The organism is Faecalibacterium sp. I2-3-92, from assembly GCF_023347315.1.
GTDB lineage: Bacteria > Bacillota > Clostridia > Oscillospirales > Ruminococcaceae > Faecalibacterium > Faecalibacterium duncaniae.
The window spans coordinates 2,198,565-2,213,012 of the sequence record NZ_CP094470.1 but is presented as its reverse complement, the minus strand read 5'-3'; the positions used below and the strand labels follow the sequence as shown (position 1 = coordinate 2,213,012).

Below are 14,448 nucleotides of genomic sequence, written 5' to 3'. Positions count from 1 at the left end.
GCGGAGCGCATGGCTCTTTACATTTGGAGAGCGATTTGCAATAATAGAAAAAAAGCGCAGGAGGGTCTGTACATGAAAGTAATGGTTTTTGATGTGGGCGGCACCGGGATCAAGTATTCCGTGATGGATGAGCAGCTGAACCGGACCGATACGGGCAGCACGCCTACCCCGGCGGATTCGCAGGAACACTTCCTGAACACCCTGCGGGAGATCTACCTGCCCCACAAGGGCGAGGTGGACGGCATTGCCCTGAGTCTGCCCGGCTTCATCGATGCCGAGCAGGGCGTGGTCAGGGGCGGCGGAGCACCCTCGCTGGCCTACAATGTGGGCACGCCTGTCGGCCCCCGGCTGGCCGAGGCCTGCGGCTGCCGTGTCTGGATCGAGAATGACGGCAAAGCGGCCGCCATTGCAGAGCTGGAGCGGGGTGTGCTGAAGGGCTGCAGGAACGCAGCAGTGTTCATCATCGGCACCGGTGTGGGCGGCGGCCTGATCATTGATGGGAAGCTGGTGCGCGGCCGGGACTGCACGGCAGGCGAGTACAGCTTTATGAACACCAACGCCGATGCCTGGAGCGACCCGGCAAAGAGCGTTGCCTGCCAGTGCAGTACCAGCGGCCTGTTGAGCGGCTACCGCGCCCGCAAGGGCCTGCCCGCCGATGCGCCCATGGATGGACGCATCTTCTTTGAGGCGGTCCACGCCGGGGAGACCGAGGCCAACGAGGTCCTGCGCAGCTTCTGCCGGGCCGTTGCCGTGCAGATCTACAACCTGAACGTTTTGCTGGATCTGGAAAAGGTGGCCATCGGCGGCGGCATCAGCAAGCAGCCCATCCTTGTGGAGACCCTGAACGAGGTATATGAGGAGTACATCCTGCGGGGCCATCCCTTCAGCGAAGCGCAGGCCCGCTGCCTGCCCCGCCCGGAGATCGTGCCCTGCCGGTTCCTGAGCGAGGCCAACCAGATCGGTGCCTTTGCAAGCTACCAGAAGGCGTTTTGGGAAAATTGATGGACAAAACGCACGAAGCTGTGTTATACTGGGCGTGACAGGAGGGCGGAACAATGCCGGAGATCAGTTTGTTTTGCGGGATTCGGATCACAATGTTTTACAGTGACCATAACCCACCGCATTTCCATGCGGAATATGGTGGCTATAAAGCACTGGTGGATATTCAGCACTCCTGTGTTATCCGTGGTGCATTGCCCAGCCGCCAGTTGAAATTGATTCTGGCATGGTGTGAGCTGCATAAAGATGAGCTGATGCAGAACTGGGAACTTGCCAGGGATGCAAAGCCCTTGAATCATGTGGCACCATTGATTTGAAAGGGGAGTACAGTATGGAATATATTCCAAAAGTATTGCAGGCTGTTGCAGGAGAAGATTTTACCATCTACCTGTATTTCAGTGATGGCTCTGTCCGCCTGTATGATGCAAAGCCCCTGTTGCAGCTGGGGGGAGTGTTCGAGCCTATGCGCGACCCGGATTATTTCCGTGACCGGCTGACAGTGCTGAATGACACGGCGGCATGGGATGTGAGCGGTGACATGGACCCTTGCAATTGTATCGACCTTGACCCGATAGAGCTGTATGAGACCTGTCCGGTGGTCGTTGACCCGTTGGAAAAGGCATCCTGAAATAAAACACAACGGCACAGCGCTGGTGCATCATTGTAACTGCGCTGTGCCTTGATTTTTGGGCGCACCCATGATATGATAGACCCTGCGCGCAGGGCGCGCGGAAAACAAACAAAGGAGTTCTTTTTCTATGAAAACCATGCATAAATTTCTGGCCGTTGTGATCAGTGCCGCTCTGGCTGCCGGGCTGCTGGCAGGCTGCGGTGCAGCTTCCAGCACGGCATCCAGTGCCGCCTCTTCTGAGGCCGTGTCCTCCGTAGCAGCTTCCAGTGAAGCCGCTTCCTCTGAGGCTGCTTCCGGGCAGGCTGAGGATGCCAAGGTCAAGGCAGAGTTTACCGTGACCGGCGCGGATGGCGAGAGCCAGACCTTCACGCTGGAAGTGACCGATGGCGAGAAGCTGAGCGATGCTCTGGTGGAAGCTGGTCTCATCAGCGAAGAGGAGGCTGCGGCAGGCTTTGTGACCACCGTCAACGGCGAGACCGCCGACTGGGATAAGGATCAGGCATGGTGGTGCCTGACCGATGCCACCGGCGAGATGACCACCGTGGGCGTGGCAGACATTGCGCTGCACGATGGCGACAGCTATGCCTTTATCTACACGAAGTAAGGAGCCTGTGCACATCCGGGTGCTGCGGCTGGTGCTCAGCGGCCTGATGGGTGCGCTGCTGGTGGTGAGCAAGCAGGCCATGAGCGGCCTGCCCAACATTGAACCGGTGACGCTGCTCGTCATCCTGTTTGCGCTGGAGCTGCCCCGGGAAACGCCGGGGGCTGTTACGGTGTTCATCCTGCTGCAGGGTGTGCTGTACGGCTTTGGGCTGTGGTGGGCCATGTACCTGTATGTCTGGTATCTGCTGGCCCTGCTGGCATGGCTGCTGCGCCGGATGGACAATGCCCTTGGCTGGGCGGTGTTCAGCGGCATCTACGGCTTGTGCTTCGGTGGCCTGTGTGCGGCGGTGTATCTGGTGGCAAAAACTCCGGCCTTTGCCCTGAGCTGGTGGCTCAGCGGCCTTTCCTACGATGTCATGCACGGCGTGGGAAATTTTGTCATCATGCTGCTGCTCTACCGCCCCCTGCGCAGGGCGCTGCAGACAGCCAAACGGCAGATCCATCTGGATTGAACAAAGGGAGCGTCCCACGGTGGAAAACCACGGGACGCTCCCTTTTGTTCTGCGCGGAAGCAGGAAAAAAGCAGGCTGCAGCTGCGGAGATCAGCGCTTTACGTTGAAGGCGGCCATGCCGGGATAAACGGCGCTTGCACCCAGATCCTCCTCAATGCGGAGCAGCTGGTTGTACTTGGCAACGCGCTCGGTGCGGCTGGGGGCACCGGTCTTGATCTGGCAGGTGTTCAGGGCAACGGCCAGATCAGCAATGGTGGTGTCCTCGGTCTCGCCGGAGCGGTGAGAGCTGATGGCGGTGTAGCCGGCCTTGTGGGCCATCTTGATGGCCTCCAGCGTCTCGGAAACAGAACCGATCTGGTTCAGCTTGATCAGGATGGCGTTGCCTGCACCCAGCTGGATGCCCTTGGCCAGACGCTCGGTGTTGGTAACGAACAGGTCGTCGCCCACCAGCTGGACCTTGCCGCCCAGTTCCCGGGTCATCTCCTGCCAGCCTTCCCAGTCCTCTTCATCCAAGCCATCTTCAATGGAGATGATGGGATACTTTTCCACCAGGCTCTTCCAGTGTGCGATCAGCTCGCTGGAAGTGTACTCGGTGCCGGCCTTGGGCAGCTTATAGAAACCCTTACCCTTGGGGCTCTTCCACTCGGAGGAAGCGGCATCCATGGCCAGCATGAAGTCCCTGCCGGGCTGATAACCGGCTTTTTCGATGGCAGCCAGAATGGTCTCGATGGTCTCCTCGTCGCTGGACAGGTTGGGGGCAAAGCCGCCCTCGTCGCCCACGGAGGTGGCCAGGCCCCTGGCCTTCAGGATGGAAGCCAGAGCGTGGAACACCTCGGCGCACCAGCGCAGGGCCTCTTTGAAGCTGGGCGCACCCACGGGCATGATCATAAACTCCTGCGTGTCCACGGTGTTGGCAGCGTGTGCGCCGCCGTTCAGGATGTTCATCATGGGCACGGGCAGGCGGTTGCCGTTCACGCCGCCCAGAAAGCGGTACAGGGGCATCTCCAGAGAAGCGGCGGCAGCGCGGCAGGCGGCAATGGAGACCGCCAGAATGGCGTTTGCGCCCAGATTGGATTTGTCCTTGGTGCCGTCGGCCCGGAGCATGGCGGCATCAATGGCGTAGATGTCGGAGGCATCCATGCCCACCACCGCGTCAGCGATGACAGTGTTGATGTTCTCCACAGCCTTGGTCACGCCCTTGCCCAGATAGCGGCCCTTGTCGCCGTCGCGCAGCTCCAGAGCCTCGAACTCGCCGGTGGAAGCGCCGGAGGGGGCACAGCCGCGGGCAACCGTGCCGTCGGCCAGAGTGATCTCGGCCTCAACGGTGGGATTGCCGCGGGAGTCCAGGATCTCGCGGCCGATCACAGATTCAATTTCCAGATAGTTCATCACAGTAACCTCCCGATCTTCGATGAGATATTATATAGATAGTCAAAACTAACTAACTGCCTTTATCCTACCACGTCCCGCACCCTTGTGCAAGAGGGTCTGCGGATGTTTGCCGCTGTAAACATTGATAGGATGCCCACCGGGGCGGGTGCGTATCCAGCAGTTCTACAACATTGCCGACAGCCTTGTGGGCACCGTGCTCTCCATGGTGTTTTATCGTACCTCTATTTACCGGCAGGCAGAAGAAAAAACGACGCTGTAACTTTTTTGACATGGGTGAAAGCCCTTCATTTCACGATGAAACAAAGTGAACAAAATGAAAAAATAACCAAAAACAACATGGATTTTTTGGTGGCTTTCACATAAAATGCCGGAAAATGCCCGGAAAAGTATGGACGGTTTGTGAATTGCACAACCCGCCCGGCGAGACTATAATGAATACACGCACAAAGCAGGGCGGCTTTGAAGGAAGCGCCCTGCTTTGTGCATCTATCACACAAAAAACTTCCAACAGGAGGATATTGTATTATGAAAAAGATGATCTCTCGCCGCAACTTTCTGACCGCTGCCGGTGTCGTGGCTGCTGCCGGTGTCCTGACCGCCTGCGGCGGCTCCTCCTCCAGCACTGCCGCTTCTTCCACTGCCGCATCCGCTGCTTCCGGTGACACCATCAAGATCGGTGTGATGGGCCCCCTGACCGGCAACGTTTCCGTTTACGGCCAGGCCGTTGTCAACGGCGCTGCCCTGTACCTGAAGCAGGTCAACGCCGACGGCGGCATCAATGGCAAGCAGATCGAGATCCTGACCGAGGATGAGCAGGGCGATGCTACGCAGGCTGTCAACTGCTTCACCAAGATGGTGGACGAGGGCATCACCGCTCTGGTGGGCGATGTCACCACCACCCCCACCCTGGCAGTTGCTGCCGAGAGCGCAGATTACAACATGCCCATGGTCACTGCTTCCGCTACCGCTGAGGCTGTTACTTACGATGCCGAGACCGACACCGTGAACGAGAATGTCTTCCGTGCCACCTTCACCGACCCGTTCCAGGGCATCAAGATGGCTGATTACGCTTACCAGAAGCTGGGCTACACCAAGGCAGCTGTCATCTTCAAGAAGGGCGCTGACTACAACGAGGGTCTGGCCGAGAACTTCGTCAACGAATTTGAGAGTCTGGGCGGCACCATCGTGGATCAGGAGAGCTACTCCGATGGCGACGTGGACTTCAAGACCCAGCTGACCAGCATCATGGGCAAGGGCCCCGAGACCGTGTTCTGCCCCAACTACTACGAGGAAGTGGGCCAGATCCTGTCTCAGGCTGAGAGCGTCGGCCTGAATGTTCCCTTCCTGGGCGGCGACGGCTGGGATGGCCTGGAGGGCTATGCCACTGCCGATCAGCTGAAGGACAGCTACTTCTGTGCAAACTACGCAAAGGGCTCCAGCCCCGAGTTCGAGGATGCTTACAAGGCAGAGTACGGCGAGGATTACCCCAACGGCTTTGCTCCTCTGGGCTACGATGCCGCCAAGACCGTGGTTTACGGCGTGCAGGCTGCTGAGGATGCCGGCCTGGAGGCCGGTACCGATGAGTACAAGCAGGCTGTCAACGATGCCATTGCCTCCGGCACCATCGAGGGCATCACCGGCACCTTTACCTTTGATGAGCACCACGATCCCGTCAAGAAGACTGCGATCCTGACCTACGTGGACGGCAAGCCCGAACTGAAGGAAATGTTCTGATCCCGCTTCTGCGCCGCACACCGGTGTGCGGCCTGAATGCCGGAACCAGAGAATGATGTACCCTTGCGGAGGCCGCCGGAACAGGTTGTCTCCGCTTTTTTGGTAGAAAGAAAGGAAGTGTCCATCCAATGACAGTGTTCTTTAGTCAGCTGATCAACGGCTTGTCCCTTGGCAGCATCTATGCACTGATCGCACTGGGTTACAGCATGGTGTACGGCATCATCCTGCTGCTGAATTTTGCCCACGGCGATGTCATCATGGTGGGTGCATACATGTCCTGGTTCGTTATGAACCAGCTGGGCCTTGGCCCGGTGACGGCTGTGTGCGCCACCATTATTACCTGCACCCTGCTGGGTGTGGTGATCGAAAAGGTTGCCTACACCCCGCTGCGCAACGCGCCCCGCATCTCCCTGCTGATCACGGCCATTGGTGTCTCCTTCTTCCTGGAGTACACCGCTGAGCTGGTGATGGGTTCCGGCGCAAAGGTCATCCCTTCCTACTACGGCAACAAGACCTTTATGATCGGCAGTGTGCCCCTGGGCCTGACCTCCGTGATCACACTGGTGGTCACCGTGCTGTCCATGCTGGTGCTGACCTTTCTGGTGCAGAAAACCAAGCTGGGCAAGGCCATGCGCGCCGTCTCTGAGGATATGGACGCTGCCCGCCTGATGGGCATCAATGTCAACAGCACCATCTCCTTTACCTTTGCAGTGGGCTCCGCGCTGGCCGGTATCGGCTCGGTGCTGTACTGCTGCTCCTACCCGCAGGCTACCCCCACCATGGGCTCCATGCTGGGCCTGAAAGCCTTTGTTGCCGCCGTTCTGGGCGGCATCGGCTCCATCCCGGGCGCAATGATCGGCGGCATTGCCATCGGTCTGTGCGAGTGCTTCGTCTCCGCCATCGGTCTTTCCGCCTGGAAGGATGCCGTCACGTTTGCCATCCTGATCATCGTGCTGCTGTTCAAGCCCACCGGCTTCCTCGGCCGCAAGGTGCAGGAAAAGGTGTAAGGAGGGCAGGAAGATGAATAAGAACCGTAAAACGATCAAAATGCCCGTGCGCTATCTGATGAACGCCGTGCTGGTGGCTCTGCTGTTCGTGGCGCTTTCCTACCTGACCCGGAATATCCTGTCTACCTACCAGAACAAGGTGCTGATGACGGTGGGCATCAATATCATCCTGGCGGTCTCCCTGAACGTTGCCACCGGCTATCTGGGGCAGCTGCCGCTGGGCCATGCCGGTTTCATGGCTGTGGGTGCCTACACCTGCGCCCTGTTCACCAAGTTCTGCCCGCTGCCGGACGGTGTCTCTTTTGCCATCGGTCTGGTGCTGGCCTGCATCGTGGCTGGTCTGTTCGGTGTGCTCATCGGCATCCCGGCCCTGCGTCTGACCGGCGACTATCTGGCCATTCTGACGCTGGGCTTTGGTGAGATCATCCGCATCACCCTGAACAACATCGATGATGTGCTGGGCTTTAAGCTGTTCTATGGCTCCAAGGGCCTGAAGAACATCCCCAAGTACTCCAACTTCACCAACGTGTTCCTCTGCGTGGTCATCACCTGCTTTTTGATCCACGCCATGATGAAGAGCCGCCACGGCCGTGCCGTGCTGGCCATCCGCGACAATGAGATCGCCGCCGAGAGCTGCGGCATCCAGACCACCTACTACAAGGTCATGGCCTTTGCCTTTTCCGCTGCCTTTGCGGGTCTGGCAGGCGGCCTGTATGCCTGCTACATCGGCGTGCTGAACCCCTCCACCTTCGGTTTTATGAAGTCCATCGAGATCCTGGTCATGGTGGTTCTGGGCGGCATGGGCTCCATGCTGGGCTCCATCCTCTCCGCAACGGTCCTGACCATCCTGCCTGAGGCGACCCGCAGCTTCGACAGCTACCGCATGGTCATCTACTCGCTGGTGCTGATCCTGATGATGATCTTCCGCCCGGGCGGACTGCTGGGCAGCTACGATTTCTCCATGAGCCGCCTCGTGGAGCGTGTCCTGTTTGGCAAGAAAAAGAAGGAGGGTGCAGACCATGAGTGAGTTCCAGACCAGACTGAACAGTGTCCCCTCCGGCGGCTTCCTGACGGATCGCGATAAGGACAAAAAGCCCATTCTGGATGTCCGTGAGCTGGGCATCGATTTTGGCGGCCTGACCGCTGTGGATGGCTTCAATTTGATGATCGGCCGCAACGAGATCACCGGCCTGATCGGCCCCAACGGTGCCGGTAAGACCACGGTGTTCAACCTGCTGACCAATGTTTACCAGCCCACCCGCGGCTCCATCCTGATCGATGGAATGCCCACGGCGGGCAAAAAGACCTATCAGGTCAACCGGATGGGCGTGGCCCGTACCTTCCAGAACATCCGTCTGTTCAAGGAGATGAGCGTCATCGACAACATCAAGGTCGGCCTGCATGAGTCCATGAAGTACGATCTTGCTTCTTCGCTGATCCGCCTGCCCAACTACTGGAAAGAGGAAAAGCACTGCACCGAGCGTGCCTTTGAGCTGCTGGACATCTTCCACATGGCAGATATGGCCTATACGCAGGCTGGCAGCCTGCCCTATGGCGCACAGCGCCGTTTGGAGATCATGCGCGCGCTGGCCACAAGCCCGAAGCTGCTGCTGCTGGATGAGCCTGCCGCGGGTATGAACCCCTCGGAGACCGCTGAGCTGACCGAGACCATCCGCCGCATCCGCGATGAGTTCAACATTGCCGTGCTGCTGATCGAGCATGACATGAGCCTGGTCATGGGCATCTGCGAGGGCATTGCGGTGCTGAACTTTGGCCGCATCATCGCCAAGGGCACCCCGGATGAGATCCGCAACAATCCCCAGGTCATCGAGGCCTACCTGGGCAAGAAGGAGGGCTGAACCGATGGCAGAAACGATGCTGAAAGTTGATAACATCAACGTTTATTACGGCAACATCCACGCTGTCAAGGATGTTTCGTTTGAGGTGAACGAGGGCGAGATCGTGACCCTGATCGGTGCCAACGGTGCCGGTAAGTCCACCACCCTGAAAACCATCTCCGGCCTGCTCCACCCCAAAACGGGCGACATCCTGTACAAGGGCAAGAGCATCAAGGGCGTGCGCGCCCATAAGATCGTGGAGGCCGGTCTGGCACAGGTGCCGGAGGGCCGCCATGTGTTCCTGCACATGACCGTGGAGGAAAACCTGGATATGGGGGCCTACACCCAACCCGCTTCCACCATTGCGGCCAACAAGGAAAAGGTGTTCACCCTCTTCCCCCGCCTGAAGGAGCGCCGCAGGCAGCTGGCCGGTACCATGTCCGGCGGCGAGCAGCAGATGCTGGCCATGGGCCGTGCCCTGATGAGCAACGCCTCCATGCTGATGCTGGACGAGCCTTCCATGGGCCTTTCTCCGCTGCTGGTGCAGGAGATCTTTGATATCATCCGCGATATCCACAAGGAAGGTATGACCATCCTGCTGGTGGAGCAGAACGCACAGATGGCCCTTTCCGTGGCCGACCGCGCCTATGTTCTTGAGACAGGCCACGTGGTCATGGACGGCACTGGTGCAGAGCTGCTGACCAATGAGCGCGTCCGCAACGCTTATCTGGGCGGCTGAGACCGCGGCTGTAGAACGCAAAAACAATACGCCCGCCGGGCGGTACGAGAAGTACCACACCCGGCGGGCGTTGTTCTGTCTGTAAGGGAATTATTCCGGCGCTTTCATGCTTTCCACCATGCTGATCTGGCGGACATGGCGGCGCATGAGCAGGCAGACGGCAAAGTTGAAGAGCATGGTGAGCGCCACGCTGAACACAAAGCTGCGGGGGGCGATGGAACGGATGAACATCATCTGGTCCATTTCCACAGTGCGGATGATGAACTGGTGCAGGGGAATGCCCACCACCAGACCCACCAGGGAGCCGATGAGAGAGAGCAGGTCGATCTCCCGGAAGATGTAGCGGTAGACCTCCTTGTCATAGAAGCCCAGCACCTTGATGGTGGCAAGCTCCTTTTTGCGCTCGCCCAGGTTGACGCTGATGAGGTTGTAGAGCACCACGGCGGCCAATGCGGCAGCGCAGACGATGACCAACATGACCACATAGTTCAGGCAGCCGATCAGGCCATCGAACATCTGGGTGGTGTCCTCGATGAAGGAGACGGAGCTGACATAGTTGCAGGCCAGAATGGCGGAGGAGAGGGAGGCACGGGCTGCATCGGTGGGGCAGTCGGTCTGACCGTAAACGGCGTTCCAGGCGGGCAGAGCACCACCGTTCAGCGTTTTGAGCTGCGCCTGCGAGAGGTACAGCCGGGTAAAGACATAGTTTTCGGTGATGCCGGTCAGGGTCAGGGACCTGCGCCCGCCGTCAGCAGTCTCCACCTCAAAGCTGTCGCCCACCGAAAGCCCCAGCTTTTCGGCGGTCTTTTCGGTCAGGATGACGCTGGAATCGTCAAAGGCAATGGCCTTGTGGCCCTGCCGGGTGCGGAAGGTGAAGTATTCGGTCATCTGGCTTTCGTCATTGGCGGCAACCAGGCTGACGGTCTCCTTTTCCCCCGCATCATTGTAGAGGGTGACGCTCTTGGTGTAATAGCGGCCCCAGCTGGTGATGCCGCTGCTGGAATCCAGCAGGTCGGCCAGACCGTTCTCCATGGTCAGCGCCTTTTCGTCACTCAGGGAGATGGTCAGGTCGGCGTGGGTCAGCTCGGTGGTCTGCTTGGTCAGCATGGGCAGCAGGGAATCCTGGATGCCGAAGCCGATGAGGAGCAGGGCTGTGCAGCCCGCCACGCCCAGAACTGTCATAAAGAAGCGCTTTTTATAGCGGAACAGGTTGCGGGCGGTGGTTTTCTGGGAGAAGCTCATCCGCTTCCACAGCGGGGTGAGATATTCAAGGAGGATGCGCTTGCCCGCTACAGGCGCACGGGGCAGCAGCAGGGCGGCGGATTTTTCCTTGAGGCTGGCGCGGCAAGCCTGCAGGGTGGCAAGGCCGATGACCGCCGCGCTGAGGGCCATGCTGCCCAATGCCAGGCCCGGGTAGAAGTGCAGCGTAAAGGTGGGGATGGAGAACATCATGGTGCGGTAGGCGTACCAGAAGATGGTGGGGAACACCACAAAGCCTACGGCAATGCCCACGATGCTGCCCAGAATGCTGGCGGCAATGCCGTACAGTAAGTACTTGCCTGCGATACTGACGTTGGAGTAGCCCAGCGCCTTGAGGGTGCCCATCTGCAGGCGGTTCTCGTCCACCATGCGGGTCATGGTGGTGGAAGCCACCAGTGCCGCCACCAGGAAGAAGAACACCGGGAACACCCGGGCAATGGCAGCCATCCGGTCGGCATACTGTTCCAGCGTGACAAGGCTCAGGGTGCTGCCGCGGTCCAGCACATACCACTCGCCGTTCTGGATGTCCGCAATCTTCTCTTCCGCATCGTTGATCTGCTGCTGGCCTTCGGCGAGTTTCTGCTCCGCATCGGTCTTCTGGGTCTCGTATTCGGTGCGGGAAGCGTCCAGCTGCTCCTGCCCGGACTGGTACTGTGCCCAGCCCTCGTCCAGCTGGGCGCGGGCGGCCTCAAACTGGGTGTAGGCGGTGGCAGTACCGGTGCTCAGTTGGAGCTGGCCCTGCAGCAGCTGTACCTTCATTTTGCGCAGGGCGGCCTTGGCTTCAGTGACAAGGTCGGTGTTGGAGAGGTTGGGCGAGGAGATGAGCCCTTTGGCGTACATCTGCTGCTTGCCGGCATCCAGCTGGGCCTGATAACCGTCCAGCTGGCCCTTGATGTTATCGTAAGCGGCCTGTGCCTTGGCAAGCGCGTCCCGCAGCTCGGTGTATTCCTCGTCTTCGGGTTCGGCCTCGTCCAGCGCCTTTTGGGCATTGTTCAGGGCGGTCTCGGCATAGCCCAGCAGGGGGTCAGCCACCTGTTTCAGGTTGACCAGCAGCTGGATCTGCTGAAGCTGATCCTCAAATTCCAATACCTGCTCTTCGCTGCTCACCAGCGTGGCGGCACCGCTCTGCATGGTATCGGGCAGGGCGGCCTTCTGGGCGGCAAGCTCGGCTTCGCCTGCGTCCAGCTGGGCCTTGGCGGCATCCAGCTCCCGCTGCGCGTCGGTCAGCTTCTGCTCGGCTTGTGCAAACTGGCGCTCGGCTTCGGCCTTCTGCTCGCTGTAGGTCTGTTTGGCATCGTCCAGCTGGGTAGTGGCATCCTCGATAAGCTGGGCCCGGCGGGCCACACAGTGCTCCTTGCTGATGGCATCCAGCTGGTCAGCCACAGTATCCACAGCGGTTTGGTATTCATCACTGTAATTGCCATACTGTGCGGCATCTGCTACTTTGAGATAACAGACGGTATAATAATCTGCAGTCAATTCACCGTCCTGCACGAACACAAGAGCATCCAGGATGCCGTCACCGACGGTGCTGGTCTCCTGGGTGGCAGAAAAATATTGGGGGTCCTGCACCTGGCCCACCACGGTATATTCGGTGCGGCGGATGTCCTCGGTGTCCTCGGGCAGGGTGACCACGGTGCCCAGCGGGACAGGGTCAGCATGGCCCAGCACCTGCACCACACACTCGTTGGCGGTTTCGGGCATCCGGCCCTCCAGCAGGGTCAGGCGGTTCATATTGGCCTCGGTTTCCGCAGCCGGGTCGGCGGGAAGTTGCTGCACCCGCAGCACGGCTCCGTCAGTAGAGCTTGACCAGCGGCCCTCGGTGTCCAGATACTTCACGGGCATCACGGCGCTCACGCCCTCCGTGGCGGCAATGGCGGAGAGATCCGATTCCGAAAGGCCCAGCGTGGAGAGCACCCGCAGGTCGAACACATTTTGCTGGACATAGTACTTCTGCCCGGCGGTGCGCATACTGGGGGCAAAGCTGACCAGGCCTGTCAGCATCATCACGCCCAGCGCCACGATGCCGAACAGGGAAAGGAACCGGTTCAGATTGCTCCGGAAGTCACGCCGAATATTTTTACGATAGCTTTTCTGCATAGCGGTCACCACTCGATCTGTTCCACCGGCACCGGGTGTTCGTTGACCTTGTTGGACAGGATCTGTCCGCTCTTGACCTGGATGATCCGGTCCGCCATGGCCGTCAGGGCCGTGTTGTGGGTAATGACGATAACGGTGCGCCCTGTTTCGCGGCAGGTGCGCTGGAGTAGGGCCAGCACCTGCTTGCCGGTCTTGTAGTCCAGCGCACCGGTGGGCTCATCGCAGAGCAGGAGCTTGGGGTTCTTGGCCAGCGCCCGGGCAATGGAAACGCGCTGCTGCTCGCCGCCCGAAAGCTGGGCAGGGAAGTTGTTGAGCCGCTCGCCCAGACCCACACTTTCCAGCGTGGCGGCGGGGTCCAGCGGATCACGACAGATCTCGCTGGCCAGCTCCACATTTTCCAGTGCAGTCAGATTCTGCACCAGATTGTAGAACTGGAACACGAAGCCAACATCATACCGGCGGTAGGTGGTGAGCTCTTTTTCGGAAAAATGGCTCACATCCTGCCCGTCCAGCCAGACATGGCCCTCATCGCAGGTGTCCATGCCGCCCAGAATGTTCAGCAGGGTGGTCTTGCCTGCACCCGAGGGGCCCACAATGATGCAAAACTCGCCCTTGTCTACATAAAAATTCAGGTGATCGGCCGCCGCAATGCGGACACTGCCGGTCTGATAATATTTGGAAACATCCTCAAACTGCACAAAATGTTCCATATGCTGCTCCTTGCCTTGAAAAAATTATTGTTCCATCCTAACTATAACATATTTTGCAGCAGGTTTGCAGGGGCAAAGCGCTGGAATTTGCAAAAAGTTAACAGGTCGTATCAAGGATAAAGTCAACGGTCTGCTCGATCTGGAATTTTGCGAAATACCCCTCTTCCAGCGGGATCCACCGGGCGGTGAAGCCGGAATAGCGTTCTCCCTCCCGCGCCAGCAGACGGCGGGCCTGCTCTTCCTTGGAGCAGGTGACGAAAACCTTCAGATCATAGCAGTCCGCAAGGGTGGGGTGGCAGCTGTAACTGCCCTCTACGATGACCAGCGGCTGGGGCGCAAAGCATTGTTCCGGCAGGTAGGCACCCGCCTGGCAGGAGTAGGCACGGTAGGGAATCGCCTGCCCTGCCCGGGCGGGGGTGAGCACCTGGGCACGCAGACGCTCCAAGTCCATGTTGGCGCAAGGGATCTGCTCCCAGTTTGCCACACGGCTGGCTGGAGGAAGATAGAAGTCATCGGTATGCACTATGATGCTCTGGGGAAACTGCCGGGCCAGCTGTGCTGCCAGCGTGGTTTTGCCGCTGCCGCACCGGCCGTCCAGCGCCACCAGCACCGGGGCGGCAGGATGGGTAGAGAGCAAAGTGGAGAGTTTTTCCACGAGAGGGGAAAGGGTGGTTGAAAGCATAGGAAACACATCCTTGACAAATCGTTAAAAATTGACTATACTACAAATAGAAAAGGCGCTGGCCGCAAACGACTAGCCCCTTGCCATATTAGTCAAGAAAAATGACCGCTCAGGCTTGGAACGTTGAGGCGGTCATTTTTTCTTGCGTTTTTTATCGCTTGTGGCGATTTTCCATGTGATTTGCAACAACGACGACCGCCGCCAGCGGCGGATCGAGGGAGAAGTTGTTGGGGCAGCGGCC

The 14,448-nt window shown here is 59.1% G+C and carries 14 protein-coding genes; 10 read left to right on the top strand and 4 right to left on the bottom strand.

Annotated elements, in window-relative coordinates:
- Positions 1-72 precede the first annotated feature (72 nt).
- From MTP42_RS10830 to MTP42_RS10810, 5 genes are all read left to right on the top strand, one after another.
- Entirely contained in the window at positions 73-1,002 is a 930-nt protein-coding gene (locus MTP42_RS10830) for an ROK family protein (protein ID WP_249257302.1), read from the top strand.
- A gap of 53 nt (positions 1,003-1,055) precedes the next feature.
- Positions 1,056-1,316: a DUF4160 domain-containing protein gene (locus MTP42_RS10825; protein WP_005931391.1), complete on the top strand. Its 261-nt coding sequence runs from the start codon at positions 1,056-1,058 to the stop codon at positions 1,314-1,316.
- 14 nt (positions 1,317-1,330) lie between these two features.
- Complete coding sequence (locus MTP42_RS10820) at positions 1,331-1,627, top strand: DUF2442 domain-containing protein (RefSeq protein WP_005931388.1); 297 nt, start codon at positions 1,331-1,333, stop codon at positions 1,625-1,627.
- A gap of 130 nt (positions 1,628-1,757) precedes the next feature.
- On the top strand, positions 1,758-2,234 hold the full coding sequence (locus MTP42_RS10815; RefSeq protein WP_154276723.1) for a DUF4430 domain-containing protein: 477 nt from the start codon (positions 1,758-1,760) through the stop codon (positions 2,232-2,234).
- Positions 2,212-2,745 carry a hypothetical protein gene (locus MTP42_RS10810; protein WP_249257301.1) on the top strand — a complete coding sequence of 178 codons (534 nt, stop codon included), beginning with the start codon at positions 2,212-2,214 and terminating at the stop codon, positions 2,743-2,745. Before MTP42_RS10815 ends, MTP42_RS10810 begins: the two co-directional genes overlap by 23 nt.
- A 90-nt stretch (positions 2,746-2,835) precedes the next feature.
- Here MTP42_RS10810 and eno read toward each other — a convergent pair whose 3' ends face one another.
- Positions 2,836-4,134: a phosphopyruvate hydratase gene (gene eno, locus MTP42_RS10805; protein ID WP_223454897.1), complete on the bottom strand. Its 1,299-nt coding sequence runs from the start codon at positions 4,132-4,134 to the stop codon at positions 2,836-2,838.
- A gap of 528 nt (positions 4,135-4,662) precedes the next feature.
- Here eno and MTP42_RS10800 point away from each other — a divergent pair.
- The 5 genes from MTP42_RS10800 to MTP42_RS10780 all read left to right on the top strand — a co-directional run bounded on the left by MTP42_RS10800 (position 4,663) and on the right by MTP42_RS10780 (position 9,455).
- Positions 4,663-5,871, top strand: coding sequence for an ABC transporter substrate-binding protein (locus MTP42_RS10800; RefSeq protein ID WP_249257300.1), 1,209 nt, complete (start codon positions 4,663-4,665; stop codon positions 5,869-5,871).
- Between the two features lie 128 nt (positions 5,872-5,999).
- The gene (locus MTP42_RS10795) at positions 6,000-6,878 is read left to right on the top strand and encodes a branched-chain amino acid ABC transporter permease (RefSeq protein WP_005931363.1); all 879 of its coding nucleotides are present in this window, start codon (positions 6,000-6,002) and stop codon (positions 6,876-6,878) included.
- Positions 6,879-6,891: 13 nt separating this feature from the next.
- Positions 6,892-7,905, top strand: coding sequence for a branched-chain amino acid ABC transporter permease (locus MTP42_RS10790; protein ID WP_005931359.1), 1,014 nt, complete (start codon positions 6,892-6,894; stop codon positions 7,903-7,905).
- Positions 7,898-8,737: an ABC transporter ATP-binding protein gene (locus tag MTP42_RS10785; protein ID WP_097770421.1), complete on the top strand. Its 840-nt coding sequence runs from the start codon at positions 7,898-7,900 to the stop codon at positions 8,735-8,737. The genes MTP42_RS10790 and MTP42_RS10785 overlap by 8 nt, the downstream gene beginning before the upstream one ends.
- A 4-nt stretch (positions 8,738-8,741) precedes the next feature.
- Positions 8,742-9,455, top strand: coding sequence for an ABC transporter ATP-binding protein (locus MTP42_RS10780; protein ID WP_005931353.1), 714 nt, complete (start codon positions 8,742-8,744; stop codon positions 9,453-9,455).
- 90 nt (positions 9,456-9,545) lie between these two features.
- Here the strand turns inward: MTP42_RS10780 and MTP42_RS10775 are convergent, their stop codons facing one another.
- From MTP42_RS10775 to MTP42_RS10765, 3 genes are all read right to left on the bottom strand, one after another.
- Complete coding sequence (locus MTP42_RS10775) at positions 9,546-12,815, bottom strand: FtsX-like permease family protein (RefSeq protein ID WP_249257299.1); 3,270 nt, start codon at positions 12,813-12,815, stop codon at positions 9,546-9,548.
- Between the two features lie 5 nt (positions 12,816-12,820).
- Positions 12,821-13,525 carry an ABC transporter ATP-binding protein gene (locus MTP42_RS10770; RefSeq protein ID WP_005931348.1) on the bottom strand — a complete coding sequence of 235 codons (705 nt, stop codon included), beginning with the start codon at positions 13,523-13,525 and terminating at the stop codon, positions 12,821-12,823.
- 97 nt (positions 13,526-13,622) lie between these two features.
- Positions 13,623-14,207, bottom strand: a complete 585-nt coding sequence (locus MTP42_RS10765) for a uridine kinase family protein (protein WP_249257298.1) — start codon at positions 14,205-14,207, stop codon at positions 13,623-13,625.
- Between the last annotated feature and the right edge of the window lie 241 nt (positions 14,208-14,448).